The following is a 16,537-nucleotide window of genomic DNA, read 5'->3' as shown; positions in this document are numbered from 1 at the left end:
AGCCCGCACTCGCCGGGCGCCGCTCCGGAGCGGCCGCTGCGCTCAGCTGGAGCGCCGCTGCGTCTGGACGGGCGGGACGTTGTAGCCGAGCAGGCCGACGCCGGTCGCGTCCCAGCGCAGTGTGGTCAGCGAGACGTTGTCGACCACCGGGAAGGTGTGCCGGTAGGTCTCGGGGTTGATGCCGAGGTAGGCGCACAGCAGGAGGCGGATGAGCGTGCCGTGCGCGACGACGAGCACGCGGCCGTCGGGGTGCTCGCGGTGGATGCGGGCGAGCGAGGTGTTCGCGCGGGCGACGGCGTCGAGGCCGGACTCGCCGCCGGGCATCGGCTGGATGGCCGGAGCGGCGACCCACGCGTGGTACTCGTCCGGGAAGCGCTTCTCCATCTCGTCGGTGGTCAGCCCCTCGCCGCGGCCGAAGTCGACCTCGACCAGCGCCGGGTCGGGCTGCAGCTCGAGGTGGGCCGCCCGCGCGGCGGGCACGGCGGTGCGCACGGCCCGGACCAGGGTGGAGGAGTACACCGCCTCGAGGTCGGCGTCGACGGCCCAGGCGGCCAGAGTCGCCGCCTGGTCCTGGCCCCGGGGGGTCAGCGCGATGTCGGAGGAGCCCGCGAAGCGGTTCTCGGAGTGCCAGACAGTCTCTCCGTGCCGGGCGAGGATCAGGGTCGTCACCCCCTGAGCCTACCGACCGTGCGGGCCAGTGGGCCCCGCGCTCAGGCGGCGGGGACGCCGTAGTGCGCGTCGACCATCACCGGGAGGTGGTCCGAGACGCCCTGGGGCAGCGTGGAGACCCGCTCGATCCGCACGGAGTCGCTGATCGCGAAGTCGAAGTGGCCGCTGAAGTAGCGGTAGCGCGCGTAGGTGGGGGAGTCGCTCCGCGAGACCAGGTAGCCGTTCCGGGTCATCCGGCGGTCGAGTCCGCGGAAGAACCACGGGTAGTTGTAGTCGCCGACCATCAGGGAGGGGGTGTCCGGCGCGTACTCGCGCAGCCGGTTCAGCGCCTCGTCGATCTGCTTGCGGCGCAGGGCGTTGCCGGCCGACAGCGGAGCGGCGTGGAAGGAGGAGACCGCGATCGATCCGCCGTCGCGGTCGTCGAGGCGGACGGCCAGCAGGCGCTCGTGAGCGGGGGACATCACGCGGTCGTGCATGGACTTGCTGAGCTCGAACGCGGCGCTGCCGGAGAGCTCGAAGCGGTCCTGCGAGTAGTAGACGGCCAGGCCCAGGCGGTTGCGGGCCGTGACGGACGCGAGCCGGAGCGAGCCCACCTCCTGCGGCAGCTTCGTGGTGTCGCACTCCTGCAGGCACAGCACGTCGATGTCGTGGCGGGCGGCGAGGGGGGCGATCTCGGCGTGCGCTCGGTGCTCCCGGAGGTTGTAGGAGATCACGCGGAGGGCGCGTTCGGTCGGCTGCATTTCGCCAGTGTAGGGCGCGCCGACCGAGCGCCGGCCGACCCTCCGGCGAACACGGAGGGACCTCCTCGGAACACGGTCGGAACGTTCGCCGACCGGCCGGGGAGGTCCCTCGCGGAGCCGTGTCAGTGCTGCTCGGTGCCCGAGGCGTCGGTCTCGGCGTCGGTGCCGTGGACGCCGTCGGTGGGGCCCCAGTCGGGCAGCGGGGGGTTCTGCTCCTCGCCGTCGGCGCCGACGCCGTCGGCCAGGGGGGAGGCCGCGCCGCCGACCTCGTCGAGGCCCGCGGAGGTGCCGGTCTCGGTGGCGGGGTCGGGCGTGCGCGCGCCGTCGGTCGTGTCGGTGCCGTCGGTCGTGTCGGTGGGGGTGGGCTCGATGTCGTAGTCGGAGCTGCTCATGTCCCGACGCTACGACTCCGCCGCCCGCGGGGGCACCCCCTTGCGCTCCCGCGAACGACGGAGGCCCCCCGCACCGGGAAGGTGCGAGGGGCCTGCGAAGGGGGAGTGCTCAGCGTCCGTACGCGGAGGCGGCGGGGCAGTCGAACGGGTCGCCGCCGGCCGACAGGCCGACCTTGTTGAGGTAGCGGACGACGATCGCGTACGACTCCATCAGCGAGGTCTCGGTGTAGGGGATCTGGTGGGTGGTGCAGTACTCCTTGGCGATGACCTGCGCGCGGCGCAGCGCCGGGCGGGGCATGTTCGGGAAGAGGTGGTGCTCCACCTGGTAGTTGAGGCCGCCCATGTAGAGGTCGGTGAACCAGGTGCTGCGGATGCTGCGCGAGGTGAGGACCTGGCGGCGGAGGAAGTCGACGCGCGCCTCCTTCGGCAGCAGCGGCATGCCCTTGTGGTTCGGCGCGAACGAGGCGCCCATGTAGAGGCCGAAGACGCCCAGCTGCACGCCGACGAAGGCGAACGCCATGCCGAGGGGGAGGGCCCAGAAGACGACGGCGAGGTAGAGGCCGACGCGGGTGACGAGCATGGTGATCTCGACCCAGCGCTTGTCGACCTTGCCCTTGCCGAACACGGTGCGGAAGCCGTGCAGGTGCAGGTTGAGGCCCTCGAGCAGCAGGAGCGGGAAGAACGCGTAGCCCTGGCGGCGGGTGAGCCAGGCGTAGAGGCCGCGCGAGCGGGCCGCGTCCTCGGCGGTGAAGGAGACGACGTCGCGCTCGATGTCCGGGTCCTTGCCCAGCACGTTCGGGTTCGCGTGGTGGCGGCTGTGCTTGGTCATCCACCAGGAGTAGCTGATGCCGACGAAGAGGTTCGCGAGGGTGCGCCCGGCGACGTCGTTGGCCCTGCCGGACTCGAACACCTGGCGGTGCGAGGCCTCGTGGGCGAGGAAGGCGAACTGCGTCAGCACGATGCCGAGGGCGGCGGCGAGCAGGAGCTGGAACCAGGAGTCGCCCAGCAGGACGAAGCCGGTGACGATGCCGCCGAGCGCGAGGACCAGCGCGCCGAACATCGTGTAGTAGAAGCCGGTGCGGCGGCGGAGGAGCCCCGCGTCGCGGACCGTGCTGAGGAGACCGGAGTACTCGGTCGTCGGGTTGACGCGGCCGTCGGCGCGGGGGCGGGTGCGGACGACGCGGGGGGCGCCTCCGGTGACGGACGTGGTGGTGGGGGTGCTCATCGGCGCCTCGCTCTTCGTGGTGACCGTCGGCGTCGACGATCTCTCGGTGAGCGATCCCGACGGGGGCGGTCCGCTCATGGTTCACCGCGTCGGTAGGGGCCGGACGCGGCATCAGGGCGACCGGGGTCAAGGGCAACCTGGTGTGAACACTACGGGGACGGCGGCGGCACCGCACCATGGCGATTGCCAGCCTTCGCTCCGCGCGTGTCGGGAAGGGGAGTGCGCCTCCGGCGGGACCGCCGGAGGCGCACGGGCTCAGGAGCCGATCGAGTCCTGCGGGCGGCCGGACTTGAGCGCGGCGAGGCGCGCCTCCACCTCGGTCATCTCGCCGAGGTCCTCGAGCGACTCGAACTGCGCGTCCAGGCTCGAGGAAGCGAGCTCCTCCGCGCCGCGGACGCGCGCCTCCTCGCGGCGGATCTTCTGCTCGAAGCGGCTCACCTCGCTCGTCGGGTCCATCAGGTCGATGCTCTTCACGGCGTCCTGGACCTGGCTCTGCGCCTCGACGGTCTTCGAGCGCGCGATCAGCTCGTCGCGCTTGCTCGAGAGCTGCTGCAGCTTCTCGCGCATCTGGTTCAGGCCCGTCTTGAGCTTGTCGACGACCTCGGTCTGCGAGGCGATGGTCGGCTCGGCGTCCTTCGCCTCCTGCTCGGACTGGATCTGGCGCTGCAGAGCGACCTTGGCCAGCGCGTCGAACTTGTCGGCGTCGCCGGCGCTCCCGCCGGTGCGCAGCTCGTCGGCCTTGCGGCTCGCGGCGAGGGCCTTGCCACCCCACTCCTGGGCGTTCTGCACGTCCTCGCGGTAGTCGTCCTCGAGCAGGCGCAGGTTGCCGATCGTGGTGGCTATCGCCGCCTCGGCGTCGCGGATGCTGTCGGTGTAGTCGCGGACCATCTGGTCGAGCATCTTCTGCGGGTCCTCGGCCTGGTCGAGGAGCGCGTTGATGTTGGCCTTCGCGAGCTGCGCGATGCGGCCGAAGATCGACTGTCTCTGTGCCATGGGTGTCTCTCCTTGCGTCGTGGGTGGTGCCGGATGTCGGAGGTGGTGCCGGAGTCGTGGCGGAGGTGGTGGTCGTCGGTCGTGCGCGGATGCCCGGGGGCGCTCAGAAGCGCCCGCCGCCGCCGCGTCGTCCGCCTCCGCCGCTGCTGCGCCCGCCGCCGAAGCCGCCGCCGCCGGAGCGCCGGGACGAGCCGCCGCCGCCGAAGCCGCCGCTGAACCCGCCTCCGCCGAAGCCGCCCGAGCGGTAGCCGCTGCGGCGTCCGCCTCCCAGGAGCGACTCGACCAGGATCCCGCCGAGGAACGCGCCGGTCGTGTCGCCTCCGTAGGGGCTGCCGACGGCGTTCGGGGCGGAGTAGGCGCCGGCGTCGGCCCGTGCCCGCTCGAGCGCCTGCTGAGCGAGCTGCGAGGCGCGCTGGGCGGAGGCGAGAGCCTCGCGGGGGTCGGTGGCGGCGATGCGCTCGGCGTACTCGGCCGAGCGGGCGGCCTCGGCGACGCGGGTGCGCGCCTCCGAGCCGACCGCGCCGCGGCGGGCCGCGATGAAGTCCTCCGCGGCCGAGACGCGGCTGCGGGCGGAGGTGAGCTCGGCGCCGAGGGCGGCCCGCTCGCGCTCGCGCTGGGCCTGCGCGTCGCGGAACTCGCCGACGGCGGCGTCGATCGTGGCGTCGGCGGCGGTGAGCGCCTCGAGCAGGGCGAGCGGGTCGTTCGGCCGCACGGAGGCGGCGCGCTCGACGTCGTCGAGGGCGGCCTCGGTCGAGGCGACCGCCGCGGCGACGTTCTGCGCCTGGGCGGCGGACTCCGCGTCCTGGGAGGCGGCGAGCGCTCGTCCCTGCGCCACGTCGGCGCGGATCTCGGCGATGCGGCCGGCGAGCGACGCCTCCGCCTTCTGCAGCTCGTCGCCGCGCGTCGCCACCGCGTCGACGAGCCCGGAGGCCTGCTCGGCGGCCTGCTGCCCGGCGCGCAGCAGCACGGCGGCGCGGCCGGAGTCGCCGGCCTGCAGCGCCTGCTGGGCGCCGGCGAGCTGGTCGCGGGTGAAGCGGAGGCGGTCCTCGGCCTGGTCGGCGTCGTCGCCCACGTCGTCGATCGCGGTCGGCGCGTAGCGGGAGGCGAGCTCGGCGAGGCGGGCGCGGGCCGAGGGGAGGCGGTCGCCGACCTCGGCGGCGCGAGCCGAGAGCGCGGCGGCGACCTGCGGCGCGTTCTTCTCGAGGTCGCGCAGCTCCTCGAACGCACTCGCGCGCTCGTCGAGCGTCTGCTCGGCGTCGGCGCAGAGCTGGAGGATGCGCTGGTAGCCGTCGCGGCGCTCCTGATCGGTCTCCGGCTCGGCGTCGTCGAGGCGCTGCTGCAGGGTGAAGGCCTCGCCGAGCAGGCGCTTCGCGGCGACGAGCGCCTCGCGGAACGCGCCGGTCGCGTCGGCGCCGAACTGGGCCTCGGCGAAGCCGACCTCCTGCTCGCTGGTGCGGACGGCGTCGTCGGCGTGGACGAGGGCCGATCCGGCACGGGTGGCGAGCTCGTCGATCGAGGCCTCCACCGCCTCCTGGGCGCGGCGCTTCCGCGCGCGGCGGACGAGCAGCAGCACCACGAGGCCGACCACGACGAGGGCCGCGAGCACGCCGAGCGCGATCAGCAGCCCCGAGCCGAGGGACTCGCCGGCGCTGGGCGCGTCGAGGCGCTGCCCGATCCCGTCGGCGGCGGCCACCGCGGCTCCGGCCCAGTCGCTGTCGGCGAGCCTCGGCTCGATGTCGTCGGACTGGAGCGAGGAGACCTGCGCGTCGTCGAGGGCGAAGCCCTGCGCGACCGACACCTGGTACTGGCGGGCGTCGACCGCGACGGCCAGGAGGACGTCGTCGGTGCCCAGTCCGTTGCGGGTCGCGGTCTCGTCCGCCCACGCGGCGCGGTCGGACGGATCCGTGAAGGAGTCGACGAAGGCGACGAACAGCTGCACGCGGTGCTGGTCGTAGAGGGCACGCGAGGCCTGCTCGATCTCGGCGGTCTCTCCGGAGCTCAGCACCCCGACCGAGTCGAGGACGGTGGAGGAGGAGAAGGAGACGGGCGATTCGGCCGTCGCCGCGGTCGCGGGGACCAGCGCGAGGACCGCGGCGATCAGGAGGGCCGCGAGCGCCGGCAGCAGCCGGGAGCTCACGGGGTGGTGGGGTCTCGCCGGCATCGCGCACACTCCTTCGTCGTCGCCTCCCGAGTGTAGACAGCCCGGATGTCCGAGCAGGAGTCGGGAGGCGGCAGGCCGTCGACCGCGTGCCCGGGGCGCGGGGGATGGGAGAACGCCGGGAGGAGGAATGACCGTGCTCCGCTCGCGGTTGCCGCCCGGAGTGCGCCGCAGGTGCACGTGCCTCCCCCCTAAGGGCAGCCCCCTGAGACAGCTCCGTAGAAAGGCGATCCCGTGGATCCGTTCTCCCCCCTCACCGCCGGCGACCTCGACCTCCCCAACCGCATCGTCCTGGCACCGATGACGCGACTGCGCTCCGACGAGCAGGGCGTGCCCGGCGCGATCGTCGCCGAGTACTACGCCCAGCGCGCGAGCATGGGCCTGCTGATCAGCGAGGGCGTCTTCCCCAGCGCCGAGTCCAAGGGCTACGCCGGGCAGCCCGGCATCGAGACCGACGCGCAGGCCGCGGGCTGGCGCGCCGTCGCCGACGCCGTGCACGCCGCGGGCGGGCGCATCGTCATGCAGCTGATGAACGCGGGCCGCGTCTCGCACACCGAGATCACCGGCACCGACCGCATCGTCGCCCCGAGCGCCGTCGCCATCGACGGAGAGGTGCACACCCCCTCCGGCAAGAAGCCCTTCCCGGTGCCGCACGCGCTGACCACCGAGGAGCTGGCGACCGTCCGCGACGAGTTCGTCGCCGCCGCCCGCCGCGCGATCGACGCCGGCTTCGACGGAGTCGAGGTGCACGGCGCCAACGGCTACCTGCTGCACGAGTTCCTCTCGCCCGTCTCCAACGTGCGCACCGATCAGTACGGCGGGACCCCGGCCGAGCGCGCCGCGTTCCCGCTCGAGGTCACCCGCGCGATCGTCGACGAGGTCGGAGCGGGCCGCGTCGGCATCCGCCTCTCGCCGGCCCACAACATCCAGGACGTCGTCGAGACCGACGCCGACGACGTGCGCGCCACCTACGAGGCCGTCGTCGACGGGCTCGCCCCGCTCCGCCTGGCCTACCTCAGCGTCCTGCACGCCGAGCCCGCCGGCGAGCTGGTCCAGGACCTCCGCTCGCGCTTCGACGGCGTCTTCATCGCCAACAGCGGCTTCGGCTCGCCGACCAGCCGCGAGGAGGCGACCGAGCTGATCAGCGAGGGCCACGCCGACGCCGTGGCCGTCGGCCGCCCGGCGATCGCCAACCCCGACCTGGTCGAGCGCTGGCAGGGCGGGCACCCCGAGAACGAGGTCGTCCAGGAGACGGTCTACGGCGGAGGAGCCGAGGGCTACACCGACTACGAGCCCCTCTCGGCGTAATCGCGACTCACGCGGAAGGCCCGCTCCCTCGAGGGGGAGCGGGCCTTCCGCGTACCGGGGGGATCAGCTCTCGCTGCCCCGGCTCTTCAGCTCGGACTCGATGCGGGCGTCCTGCTCGGGCGAGAGCTCGTGGTCCTCGTCCTCCGGGCCGGCCGTCTCGCCGACGCGGCCCTCGCCGAGGGCGTGGATCGAGGTGATCTCGTCCTCGAGCGCGGCGTCGCGGTCGTGCTCGCTCACGAGCCGGTCTCGATCTCCCCGGCGGAGACGGCCTCGGCGTACTTGCGGAGGTCCGGGCCGGGCTCGAAGTCGATGAAGCGGTCCTTGAGGCGCGCGTTCAGCTCCGCGAACACGTCCTCCCAGGGCTCGCCCTTCTTGCTCGTCGCGAGGTCGAGCACCGCCTCGCGGAGGACCCTGTCCGAGTCCTCGAGGATCTTGTCGCGGGCTTCGTCGTTCCAGCGGATGTCCTGTGCGTCCATGCTCCGACCGTAGGCGCGGGGCCGGGGCGCCCCAAGGACTTGCGGGCGGGGGGCGGGAGGCGTAGGAGCCCCGCCGCTCCGCGCTCAGGAGAGCGCCGGCAGCACCTCGCGCTCGAACAGCTCGATGCCGGACCGGTCGTAGGCGGCGTCCGGGAAGTAGAGGATGCCGTAGTCCATCCCGCGCGACTGCATGCCGGCGAGGCGGTCGACGATCTGCGCGGGAGTGCCGACCGCGAGCGCGTCGGGGCTGCGGTACTCGGCGACGAAGGACGCCGCTCCCTCCGCGCCGAGGTACGGGACCACGCGCTCCTCGAGACGCTGCAGCGCCGCCTCGACCTCCGCCTCCGTCTCGCCGATCACGACGTTGTAGTTCGAGCTCCGGGTGATCGCCGAGAAGTCGGTGCCCAGGCGCTCGCAGTGCCCGCGGAGGACCGAGCTCTTGTGGTCGAACGCCTCCGGGGTCCCGGCGAAGTTCGTGTACTGCGCGTACTGGGCCGCGATCCGCAGCGTGACCTTCTCGCCGCCGCCGGCGACCCACAGCGGGATGCCGCCCTCCTGCAGGGGCAGCGGCCGGTTCTGCGCGCCGTCCACCTGGTAGTAGCGGCCGTCGAGGGTCGCGGACCCGGTCGTCCAGGCCTGCTGCAGGATCTGCACTCCCTCGTCGAGCCGGCCCAGCCGCTCGGCGATCGGCGGGAAGCCGTAGCCGTACGCGCGCCACTCGTGCTCGTACCAACCGCCGCCGATGCCCATCTCGACCCGCCCGCCCGAGACGATGTCGACGGTCGTCGCGACCTTGGCGAGGTAGGCGGGGTTCCGGTAGCCCATGCAGGTGCACATCTGGCCCAGCCGCACGCGCGACGTGGTGGCGCCGAACGCGCTCATCAGCGACCACGCCTCGTGCGTCGCCTCCTCCGTCACCTGCGGGACGGTGTGGAAGTGGTCGTAGACCCAGATCGACTCCCAGGCGCCGTCGTCGGCGTGCCGGGCGAGGTCGCTCATGGTGCGCCACTGGTCGGCGGCCGGGACGCCGACGAGGTCGTGGCGCCAGCCCTGGGGGATGAAGAGTCCGAATCGCATGCCGCCGACCCTAGGGCGGCCCGGCCCCCGAGGTCGAGGGGGTCGCGGTGCTCGCGTACGCTTCCGACCGATGCTGACCTTCACAGAGGATCTCGGACTCCCCGTCCTCGCGCTGATGATCCTCGCCGCCTTCGCGGCCGGCTGGATCGACGCGGTCGTGGGCGGCGGCGGACTCCTCCAGCTCCCCGCCCTGCTCCTCGTGCCGGGGATCTCGCCCGTGCAGGCGCTCGCCACGAACAAGCTGGCCTCGATCTTCGGCACGACCACCAGCGCGATCACCTACTACCGGCGCGCGAAGCCCGATCTGCGCACCGCACTGCCGATGGCGGCGGTCGCCCTCGCGGGCAGCTACGGAGGCGCGACGCTCGCCGGCCTCCTCCCGGCCGCGGTGTTCAAGCCGATCATCGTCGTCGCGCTGATCGTGGTCGCCGTCGTGACGATCGCCCGCCCGGCACTGGGCAGCGTCACGGTGCTCAAGCACGCGGGCCGGCGCCACCTCGTCACGGCGGCCGTGCTGGGACTCCTGATCGGCTTCTACGACGGCCTGATCGGACCGGGCACCGGCACCTTCCTGATCATCGCCCTGATCACCGCGCTGGGCTACGACTTCCTGCTCGCCAGCGCCAAGGCGAAGATCGTCAACGTCGCGACCAACCTCGGCGCCCTGCTCTACTTCGTGCCGGGCGGGCACGTGATCTGGCTGCTGGGCCTCCTGATGGGCGCCGCCAACGTGGCGGGCGCGTACCTCGGCTCGCGGATGGCCGTCGCTCGTGGCAGCCGCTTCATCCGGGTCGCGTTCCTCGTCGTGGTCGGCGCCCTCATCCTCAAGGTCGGCTCCGACGTCTGGACCGAGAACCTGGCGCCGCTGCTGCGCTAGCGCGGGCTGCGGGACCGAGCCGCGGAACGAGGACGGGACCCCCGCCGCAGCAGAAGGTCCCGTCCTCGTTCCGATCGCTCGGCGCTCCGCTCCGCCGACCTCAGCCGAAGGGGATCGAGCCGACCAGCACGCCGACGGCGAGCATGACCAGCGAGACGACGACCGCTCGCCACAGCACCTTGCGGTGGTGGTCGCCGAGGTTCACCGCGGCGAGGGAGACGAGCAGGAGGATCGCCGGGACCAGCGGGCTCTGGAGGTGCACCGGCTGCCCGGTGATCGAGGCGCGCGCCATCTCGACCGGCGAGATGCCGTAGTTCGCCGCGCTCTCGGAGAGCACGGGGAGGATGCCGTAGTAGAACGCGTCGTTCGACATGAAGAAGGTCATCGGGATGCTGAGCACGCCGGTGATCACGGCGAGGAACGGTCCGAGCGCCGGCGGGATCACCGCGACGACCCACTCCGCCATGGCGTCGACCATGCCGGTGCCGTTGAGGACGCCGATCAGCACACCGGCCGCCAGCACCATCGACACGACGCCCACGATGCTCGGCGCGTGCTTGACGATCTCGGCCGCCTGGTCCTTCATCTTCGGGAAGTTGATCAGGAGGGCGACCGCGGAGCCGACCATGAACACGTAGGGCAGCGGCAGGATGTCGGCGACCAGCAGCGTCATCACCGCGAGGGTCAGGACCAGGTTCACCCAGATCAGCTTCGGGCGCAGCGTCTCGCGCTCGGGGTCGAGCATCGTGTCGGCCATCGCGGTGTCGGCGTCGTCGGCCTGCACGCGGGCGGCGACCGCCACCTGGGCTCCGCGCAGGGCCTGAGGGCCGCGGAGGAAGGAGAAGCGCTCCCGGGCGACGGTGCGGATGCCCCCGGTCAGGGCCGCGAGGCCGCCGGTGCGGGCGCCGCCCGAGCGGGAGGAGGAGCCGCGGCCGGCGCCGACGAGCTCCTGCTCGAGCATCGGCTCGGCCAGCGCGAGCGAGCCGAGGCGGCGGCGCTCGCCGAGCCCGAGGAACCAGGCGAAGACGAGCGTGACGGCCAGGCCCACCGCGAGCGAGGGGAGCATCGGCACGAAGATCTCGCTCGGCGAGACCTGGAGGGCCGCGGCGGCGCGCACCGTCGGTCCGCCCCAGGGGACGATGTTGAGCGTGCCGTTGGCCAGGCCCGCGACGCAGGTCAGCACGACCGGGTTCATCCCCAGGCGCAGGTAGATCGGGAGCATCGCGGCGGTGGTGACGATGAAGGTGGTCGAGCCGTCGCCGTCGAGCGAGACCGCACCCGCGAGCAGCGCCGTGCCGAGCACGACCTTCGCCGGGTCGTCGCCGAGCGCGCGGACGATGAAGCGGATCAGCGGGTCGAAGAGCCCGACGTCGATCATGATCCCGAAGTACATGATCGCGAACATCAGCAGCGCGGCCGTGGGCGCGAGGCTGCCGATCGCCTCGAGGACCATGTCGCCGATGCCGAGGCCGGCGCCCGCGAAGAGGCCGAAGATCGTCGGCACGACGATCAGGGCGACCATCGGCGTCAGCCGCTTGGTCATGATCAGGGCCATGAAGGCCAGGATCATGGTGAAACCGAGTACTACCAACACAGCTGACTCCTTCGTCCAGTGCCTCCGCCCGCGCTCGGCGGGAGAGCCGGCCGGGAGATGGTGGAAACCCTAGGCAGCTCCGCGTCCGGCGCCGGGGTATCGCTCATTACGGCGACATCTGCGCATAGTGTGGCTTCTGCGCATTCTGCGCACGACGACGGCGAGGAGGCCCCGATGCGCTTCGCGACCCACGTCCTGGTCCTGCAGCTCGCCACGGTGTCGGCCGCCGTGCTGGTCTGCGCGGGGCTCGTCACCGCGCTCAGCATCCAGCAGCTGCGCGGCGAGGCGGAGGGCACGGCGCTCGCCATCGCCCGCACCGTCGCCGAGGACCCCGACGTGCAGGACGCGGTCGCCGCGTCCTCCGCCGTGCCCGGCGCGCCCGCCGCCTCGGAGCTGCGCGGCGGACCGCTCGAGGACGTCGCCGCCGCCGTCGAGCAGCGCACCGGCGCGCTCTTCGTCGTGATCACCGACGACCAGGGCATCCGCCTCGCCCACCCCGACGAGGACCGCCTCGGCGAGCGGGTCTCGACCAGCCCCGACGAGGCGCTCGCCGGGCGCGAGAGCGTCTCGTGGGGCACCGGCACGCTCGGCGAGTCGGCACGGGCGAAGGTCCCGGTCTTCGCCGCGGGGGAGCAGCGGGTCGTCGGCGAGGTCAGCATCGGCTTCGCGCGCTCCAGCGTCTTCACCGACCTGCCGACCGCGCTGCTCGGCGTCCTCGCCGCGGCGCTCGCCGGGCTGGTGCTCGCCGCCGTCGCCTCCGTCTTCATCCGCCGCCGCCTGCTGCGCCTGACGCTCGGCCTCGCCCCGGAGGAGCTCACCTCGCTCGTGCAGGACCAGGCCGCCGTGCTCGACGGGGTCGACGAGGGCGTGCTCGCGCTCGACCGCGACGGGCGCGTCGGCGTCTGCAATGCGCGGGCCGCCGCGATCCTCGGCTCCGACGACCCGACCGGGCGGGCGCTGCACGGGCGGCCGCTCGCGGAGCTCGACCTGCCCGTTCCGCTGGCCGACGCGATCGGCGCCGCGCTGCACTCCGTCGAGCCGCCCCGCCCCGGAGGCGAGGAGGGCTTCGTCGTCCGCTCCCGCATCGTCTACGTTGACATCCGCCGGGTGACCCGCGGCGACCGCGACCTGGGCGTGGTGGTGGTGCTGCGCGACCGCACCGACCTCGCCGCGCTGAGCCGGCGCCTCGACGCGGTCGGCGCGATGACCAACGCGCTCCGGGTGCAGCGGCACGAGTTCGCCAACCGCCTGCACGTGGTCGCGGGCCTGCTGGATGCGGGGCGGACCGCGTCGGCGCGCGACTACCTCGACGAGGTGCTGACCCGCGGCCCGCTCAAGTACCCGGTGCAGCACGCCGACCGGCTGCAGGAGCCGTACCTCCAGGCGCTCGTCGGGGCGAAGGGGATCGAGGCGGCCGAGCGCGGCGTGCTGCTGACGCTCGGTGAGGAGACGCTGGTGCGCGGCACCGTCGTCGAGCCGGAGGACGTCGCCACGGTGGTCGGGAACCTGGTGGACAACGCGGTGCGCGCGGCGGTCGAGGGGCGGCGCGACGTGCGCTTCGTCGAGGTCGAGCTGCTCGACGACGGCGACGCGCTCTTCGTGACGGTCGCCGACTCCGGCGACGGAGTGCTCGATCCGGACTCGCTGTTCGACCGGGCCGGCGCGGGCGACCCCGTCGAGGACGACGGCCGCGTGCACGGCCGGGGCTTCGGCCTGCCGCTGTGCCGCGAGGTGGCCGCCCGGCGCGGCGGCGAGGTCTGGCTGGCGGACGCAGGCGGAGCGGAGTCGGGGGCCGTGCTGTGCGCGCGCCTCCCCGGAGCGGTGCGGCCGCCGGAGCAGGACGGGGACGGGTCATGAGCGCGGACACGGCGCGGGAGCGCACGGTGCTGGTGGTGGACGACGACTTCCGGGTCGCACAGCTGCATGCGGACCTGGTCGAGGCGCGGCAGGGGCTGACGGCCCTTCCTCCGGTGCACACGGCGCGCGCGGCGCGGGCGGCCGTCGCCGAGCACGCGCCCGATCTGCTGCTGCTCGACGTGCACCTGCCGGATCAGAGCGGGATCGCGCTGCTCCGCGAACTCGACACCGACGCGTTCGTCGTCAGCGCCGCCTCCGACGGGGCGACGGTGCGGCGCGCCCTGCACGCGGGGGCGCTCGGGTACCTCATCAAGCCGTTCGAGGCGCGCCTGCTCGGCGAGCGCCTCGACGCGTACGTGCGGTTCCGGAACGTGCTGCGGGAGGACCGCGCGGCCGATCAGGAGGCGGTGGAGCGGGCGCTGCGCATCCTGCACTCGGGCGACGCGACCGCCGCGCAGCCCTCGCGCTCGGCGACCGAGCAGCTCGTCCTGGCGCGCCTGGCCGAGTCGGGCGCCGAGCTGTCGGCCCTCGAGGTGGCCGAGCGCGCCGGTATCTCGCGTGCCACCGCCCAGCGCTACCTCTCGGGTCTCGCGGGCCGCGGCCTCGTCGAGATGACCCTCAGCTACGGCACCACCGGCCGCCCGGAGCACCGCTACCGCGCCCGCTGACCCTCCGCGAGCGGAGTCCGCGCTCGAACCGGCGGGACGTTCTCGGCGGTCAAGACCCGCTCTCGGGGACCTGAGCGCCTAGGGGAGCTGACTGCGGAGCACCGGCGTGCGGTGCTCGGTCGAGCCGAACGGGGGATCCGCGTGTCAGCGGATCCTCCTAGGCGGTCGGGACCCGCTCTCGGGAACCCGACCGCCCGTGGGAGCCGACTGCGGTGCGCCGCCCTGCGGCGCACGAGACGGCCCGTCGAACGAGCGACCCGCGTGTCAGCGGATCGTTCTAGGCGGTCGGGACCCGCTCTCGGGAAACCGACCGCCTAGGAGAGCCGACTGCGGTGCGCCGCTTCGCGGCGCACGAGACGACTCAGTGCGTCGCGTCGACGTCCGCGCCCGCGGCCTCGGCCACGCGGCGGCGCTCGGCGGCCTCGGCGGCCATGCGGCGGCCCTTGGGGCTGACGAGGGAGGCGATCACCGTGATCACGAGGACGCCGATGATGACCGAGAGCGACAGTCCGGTGCCGATCTCGAAGACCTCCACGTGCTCGCCGTTGTTGATGAACGGCAGGTTGTTCTCGTGGAGCGCGTGCAGGATCAGCTTCACGCCGATGAAGGCGAGGATCGCGGCGAGGCCGATGCTGAGGTAGACGAGGCGGTCGAGCAGGCCGTCGATGAGGAAGTACAGCTGGCGCAGGCCCAGCAGCGAGAACGCGGTCGCCGTGAAGACGAGGTACACGTCGCTGGTGAGGCCGAAGATCGCCGGCACGCTGTCGAGGGCGAACAGGATGTCCGTTCCGCCGATCGCCGCCATGACGAGGATCATCGGCGTGAGGACCTTCTTGCCGTCGATGTGCGTGTAGAACTTGTCGCCGTCGTACTGGTCGCTCGTCTTGAAGATCCGCTTGGCCAGGCGCACCATCACGTTGTCGCTGGAGTGGTCGTCGCCCGGCTTGACCAGGTTGAACGCGGTCAGCAGCAGGATCAGGCCGAAGATGTAGAAGACCCAGGCGAACGAGTTGATCAGCGCGGCGCCGAGGAAGATGAAGCCGGTGCGGGCGATCAGCGCGAAGACGATGCCGAAGAGGAGCACCTTCTGCTGGTCGGCGCGGGGCACCTTGAAGCTCGCCATGATGATGAGGAAGACGAACAGGTTGTCGACCGAGAGGGCCTTCTCGGTGATGTACCCCGCGAAGTACTCCGATCCGGGCGTCGCTCCGCCGAAGACGAGGACGCCGAGCCCGAAGAGCACGGCGATGCCGACGTAGAGCGCCGACCAGATCGACGACTCCTTCAGCGTGGGCTCGTGGGCCTTCCGGACGTGGAAGAAGAAGTCGAAGAGCAGGAGCAGGACGATGAAGACGATCGTCAGGGTCCAGATCAGGGGCGATACGGTCATGAAGGGGCTGGCCTCGCTCGTGAAGGGGGGTCGGGGGACGGTCGCGGGGGTCGCTCGTCAAGGGAAAAGGTAGCGAGGCACCGTGACGAGCAGGGTGCCCGCCGATGGATCGTGAGTATCTTCTCAGTTCTCCGCGGGTCCCTCGCGCCCAGCGGCCGGAGCGCCACACTGGTCACCATGACCGGCGCCGCTGTCGACAGGACCTTCCAGGACGCCTCCGGCGTCGTCATCCACTACCGCTGGTGGCCGCACCCCTCGCCCCGCGCGATCGTGCAGCTGGCCCACGGGGTCGGCGAGCACTCGGGGCGCTACGTCGAGCTGGCGGAGGCGCTGGTCGCCGCCGGGTACGCGGTCGCGGCGGACGACCACCGCGGGCACGGCCGGACCGGCCTCGAGCAGCACGGCGGCGACTCCTCCCGGCTCGGACTGCTGGGGCCGGGCGGCCTGCGCGCGACCGAGGCGGCGATCCTCCGGCTGACGGAGCTGCTCGCGGAGGAGAGCCCCGGCGTGCCGATCGTGCTGCTCGGCCACTCCTGGGGGTCGCTCATGGCGCAGCGGATCGTCGACCACCACTCCGGCGCCTACGCCGCGCTCGTGCTGAGCGGCACGGCCTACCGCCTCCCGGGGCACATGAACGCGGGCGACCTGGCGAAGCGGCACCGCGTCGCCGGCGGTCTCGGCCTCGAGTGGCTCTCCCGCGACCCGGAGGTCTGGCAGCGTTTCCACGACGACCCCCTCACCTTCACCACGCCGCTCGCGAAGCGGATCGGGCTGGTCGAGACCCTGCGGCTGGTCGGCCGCCCGAAGCGCGGGCCCGAGCATCCGCTGCCCCTGCTGCTGGTCGTGGGCGCCGACGACACCCTCGGCGGCGAGCGGTCGGTGCGCGCGCTCGCCCAGGCCTACCGGCGGCGGGCCGGGTACACGGACGTCTCGGTGCGGGTGTACCCGGAGGCGCGGCACGAGCTGTTCCAGGAGCTCAACCGGGCCGAGGTCACGGCCGATCTCGTGGAGTGGCTGGGCGAGCGCTTCCCCGCCCCGGCTCGCGCCTAGGCTGGCGTCATGCATGGCGAGTACAAGGTCCCCGGCGGAAAGCTCGTGGTCGTCGACCTCGAC

General features: G+C 72.9%; 16 protein-coding genes. 5 read left to right on the top strand and 11 right to left on the bottom strand.

What is annotated here, in order from left to right; all coding sequences use genetic code 11:
* Positions 1-42: 42 nt before the first annotated feature.
* The 6 genes from C5C33_RS14400 to C5C33_RS14375 form a co-directional block, all read right to left on the bottom strand.
* Positions 43-669, bottom strand: coding sequence for a histidine phosphatase family protein (locus C5C33_RS14400; protein WP_104223854.1), 627 nt, complete (start codon positions 667-669; stop codon positions 43-45).
* Between the two features lie 41 nt (positions 670-710).
* Entirely contained in the window at positions 711-1,409 is a 699-nt protein-coding gene (locus C5C33_RS14395) for an endonuclease/exonuclease/phosphatase family protein (RefSeq protein ID WP_104223855.1), read from the bottom strand.
* Between the two features lie 122 nt (positions 1,410-1,531).
* Positions 1,532-1,801 carry a hypothetical protein gene (locus C5C33_RS14390; protein WP_104226203.1) on the bottom strand — a complete coding sequence of 90 codons (270 nt, stop codon included), beginning with the start codon at positions 1,799-1,801 and terminating at the stop codon, positions 1,532-1,534.
* A gap of 109 nt (positions 1,802-1,910) precedes the next feature.
* Positions 1,911-3,026, bottom strand: a complete 1,116-nt coding sequence (locus C5C33_RS14385) for an acyl-CoA desaturase (RefSeq protein WP_104261457.1) — start codon at positions 3,024-3,026, stop codon at positions 1,911-1,913.
* A 255-nt stretch (positions 3,027-3,281) separates the two neighbouring features.
* Positions 3,282-4,019 (bottom strand): PspA/IM30 family protein, encoded by a 738-nt coding sequence (locus C5C33_RS14380; protein ID WP_104261448.1) that lies wholly within the window; start codon positions 4,017-4,019, stop codon positions 3,282-3,284.
* Positions 4,020-4,122: 103 nt separating this feature from the next.
* Positions 4,123-6,180: a TPM domain-containing protein gene (locus tag C5C33_RS14375; protein WP_104261447.1), complete on the bottom strand. Its 2,058-nt coding sequence runs from the start codon at positions 6,178-6,180 to the stop codon at positions 4,123-4,125.
* 231 nt (positions 6,181-6,411) lie between these two features.
* Between C5C33_RS14375 and C5C33_RS14370 the strand changes: the two genes are divergently transcribed.
* Positions 6,412-7,485 (top strand): alkene reductase, encoded by a 1,074-nt coding sequence (locus C5C33_RS14370; protein ID WP_104261446.1) that lies wholly within the window; start codon positions 6,412-6,414, stop codon positions 7,483-7,485.
* Positions 7,486-7,548: 63 nt separating this feature from the next.
* Here C5C33_RS14370 and C5C33_RS18635 read toward each other — a convergent pair whose 3' ends face one another.
* The 3 genes from C5C33_RS18635 to C5C33_RS14360 all read right to left on the bottom strand — a co-directional run bounded on the left by C5C33_RS18635 (position 7,549) and on the right by C5C33_RS14360 (position 9,038).
* Positions 7,549-7,722 (bottom strand): hypothetical protein, encoded by a 174-nt coding sequence (locus tag C5C33_RS18635; protein WP_160035225.1) that lies wholly within the window; start codon positions 7,720-7,722, stop codon positions 7,549-7,551.
* Positions 7,719-7,961: a hypothetical protein gene (locus tag C5C33_RS14365; RefSeq protein WP_068251275.1), complete on the bottom strand. Its 243-nt coding sequence runs from the start codon at positions 7,959-7,961 to the stop codon at positions 7,719-7,721. The genes C5C33_RS18635 and C5C33_RS14365 overlap by 4 nt, the downstream gene beginning before the upstream one ends.
* Positions 7,962-8,045: 84 nt before the next feature.
* Entirely contained in the window at positions 8,046-9,038 is a 993-nt protein-coding gene (locus C5C33_RS14360; protein ID WP_104246861.1) for an LLM class F420-dependent oxidoreductase, read from the bottom strand.
* A 70-nt stretch (positions 9,039-9,108) separates the two neighbouring features.
* Here C5C33_RS14360 and C5C33_RS14355 point away from each other — a divergent pair, with 70 nt between their 5' ends.
* Complete coding sequence (locus C5C33_RS14355; protein ID WP_104223862.1) at positions 9,109-9,915, top strand: TSUP family transporter; 807 nt, start codon at positions 9,109-9,111, stop codon at positions 9,913-9,915.
* Positions 9,916-10,015: 100 nt separating this feature from the next.
* On the opposite strand, the gene C5C33_RS14350 is transcribed toward C5C33_RS14355, so the two are convergent.
* Entirely contained in the window at positions 10,016-11,485 is a 1,470-nt protein-coding gene (locus tag C5C33_RS14350) for a CitMHS family transporter (protein ID WP_104233156.1), read from the bottom strand.
* Between the two features lie 198 nt (positions 11,486-11,683).
* Here C5C33_RS14350 and C5C33_RS14345 point away from each other — a divergent pair, with 198 nt between their 5' ends.
* Both C5C33_RS14345 and C5C33_RS14340 read left to right on the top strand, forming a co-directional pair.
* Complete coding sequence (locus C5C33_RS14345; RefSeq protein ID WP_104261445.1) at positions 11,684-13,366, top strand: ATP-binding protein; 1,683 nt, start codon at positions 11,684-11,686, stop codon at positions 13,364-13,366.
* Positions 13,363-14,034 (top strand): response regulator, encoded by a 672-nt coding sequence (locus C5C33_RS14340; RefSeq protein WP_104223865.1) that lies wholly within the window; start codon positions 13,363-13,365, stop codon positions 14,032-14,034. Before C5C33_RS14345 ends, C5C33_RS14340 begins: the two co-directional genes overlap by 4 nt.
* Positions 14,035-14,395: 361 nt before the next feature.
* Here the strand turns inward: C5C33_RS14340 and C5C33_RS14335 are convergent, their stop codons facing one another.
* Positions 14,396-15,424 carry a TerC family protein gene (locus C5C33_RS14335; protein WP_104223866.1) on the bottom strand — a complete coding sequence of 343 codons (1,029 nt, stop codon included), beginning with the start codon at positions 15,422-15,424 and terminating at the stop codon, positions 14,396-14,398.
* A 177-nt stretch (positions 15,425-15,601) separates the two neighbouring features.
* Between C5C33_RS14335 and C5C33_RS14330 the strand changes: the two genes are divergently transcribed.
* A complete protein-coding gene (locus C5C33_RS14330) occupies positions 15,602-16,474 on the top strand; it encodes an alpha/beta fold hydrolase (protein WP_104233159.1) in 873 nt (290 codons plus the stop codon).
* Positions 16,475-16,537 lie beyond the last annotated feature (63 nt).

It is taken from the genome of Rathayibacter sp. AY1H3, assembly GCF_002932015.1.
Note: the sequence above shows the minus strand (reverse complement) of the source record. Positions and strands in the feature narration are given on the sequence as shown.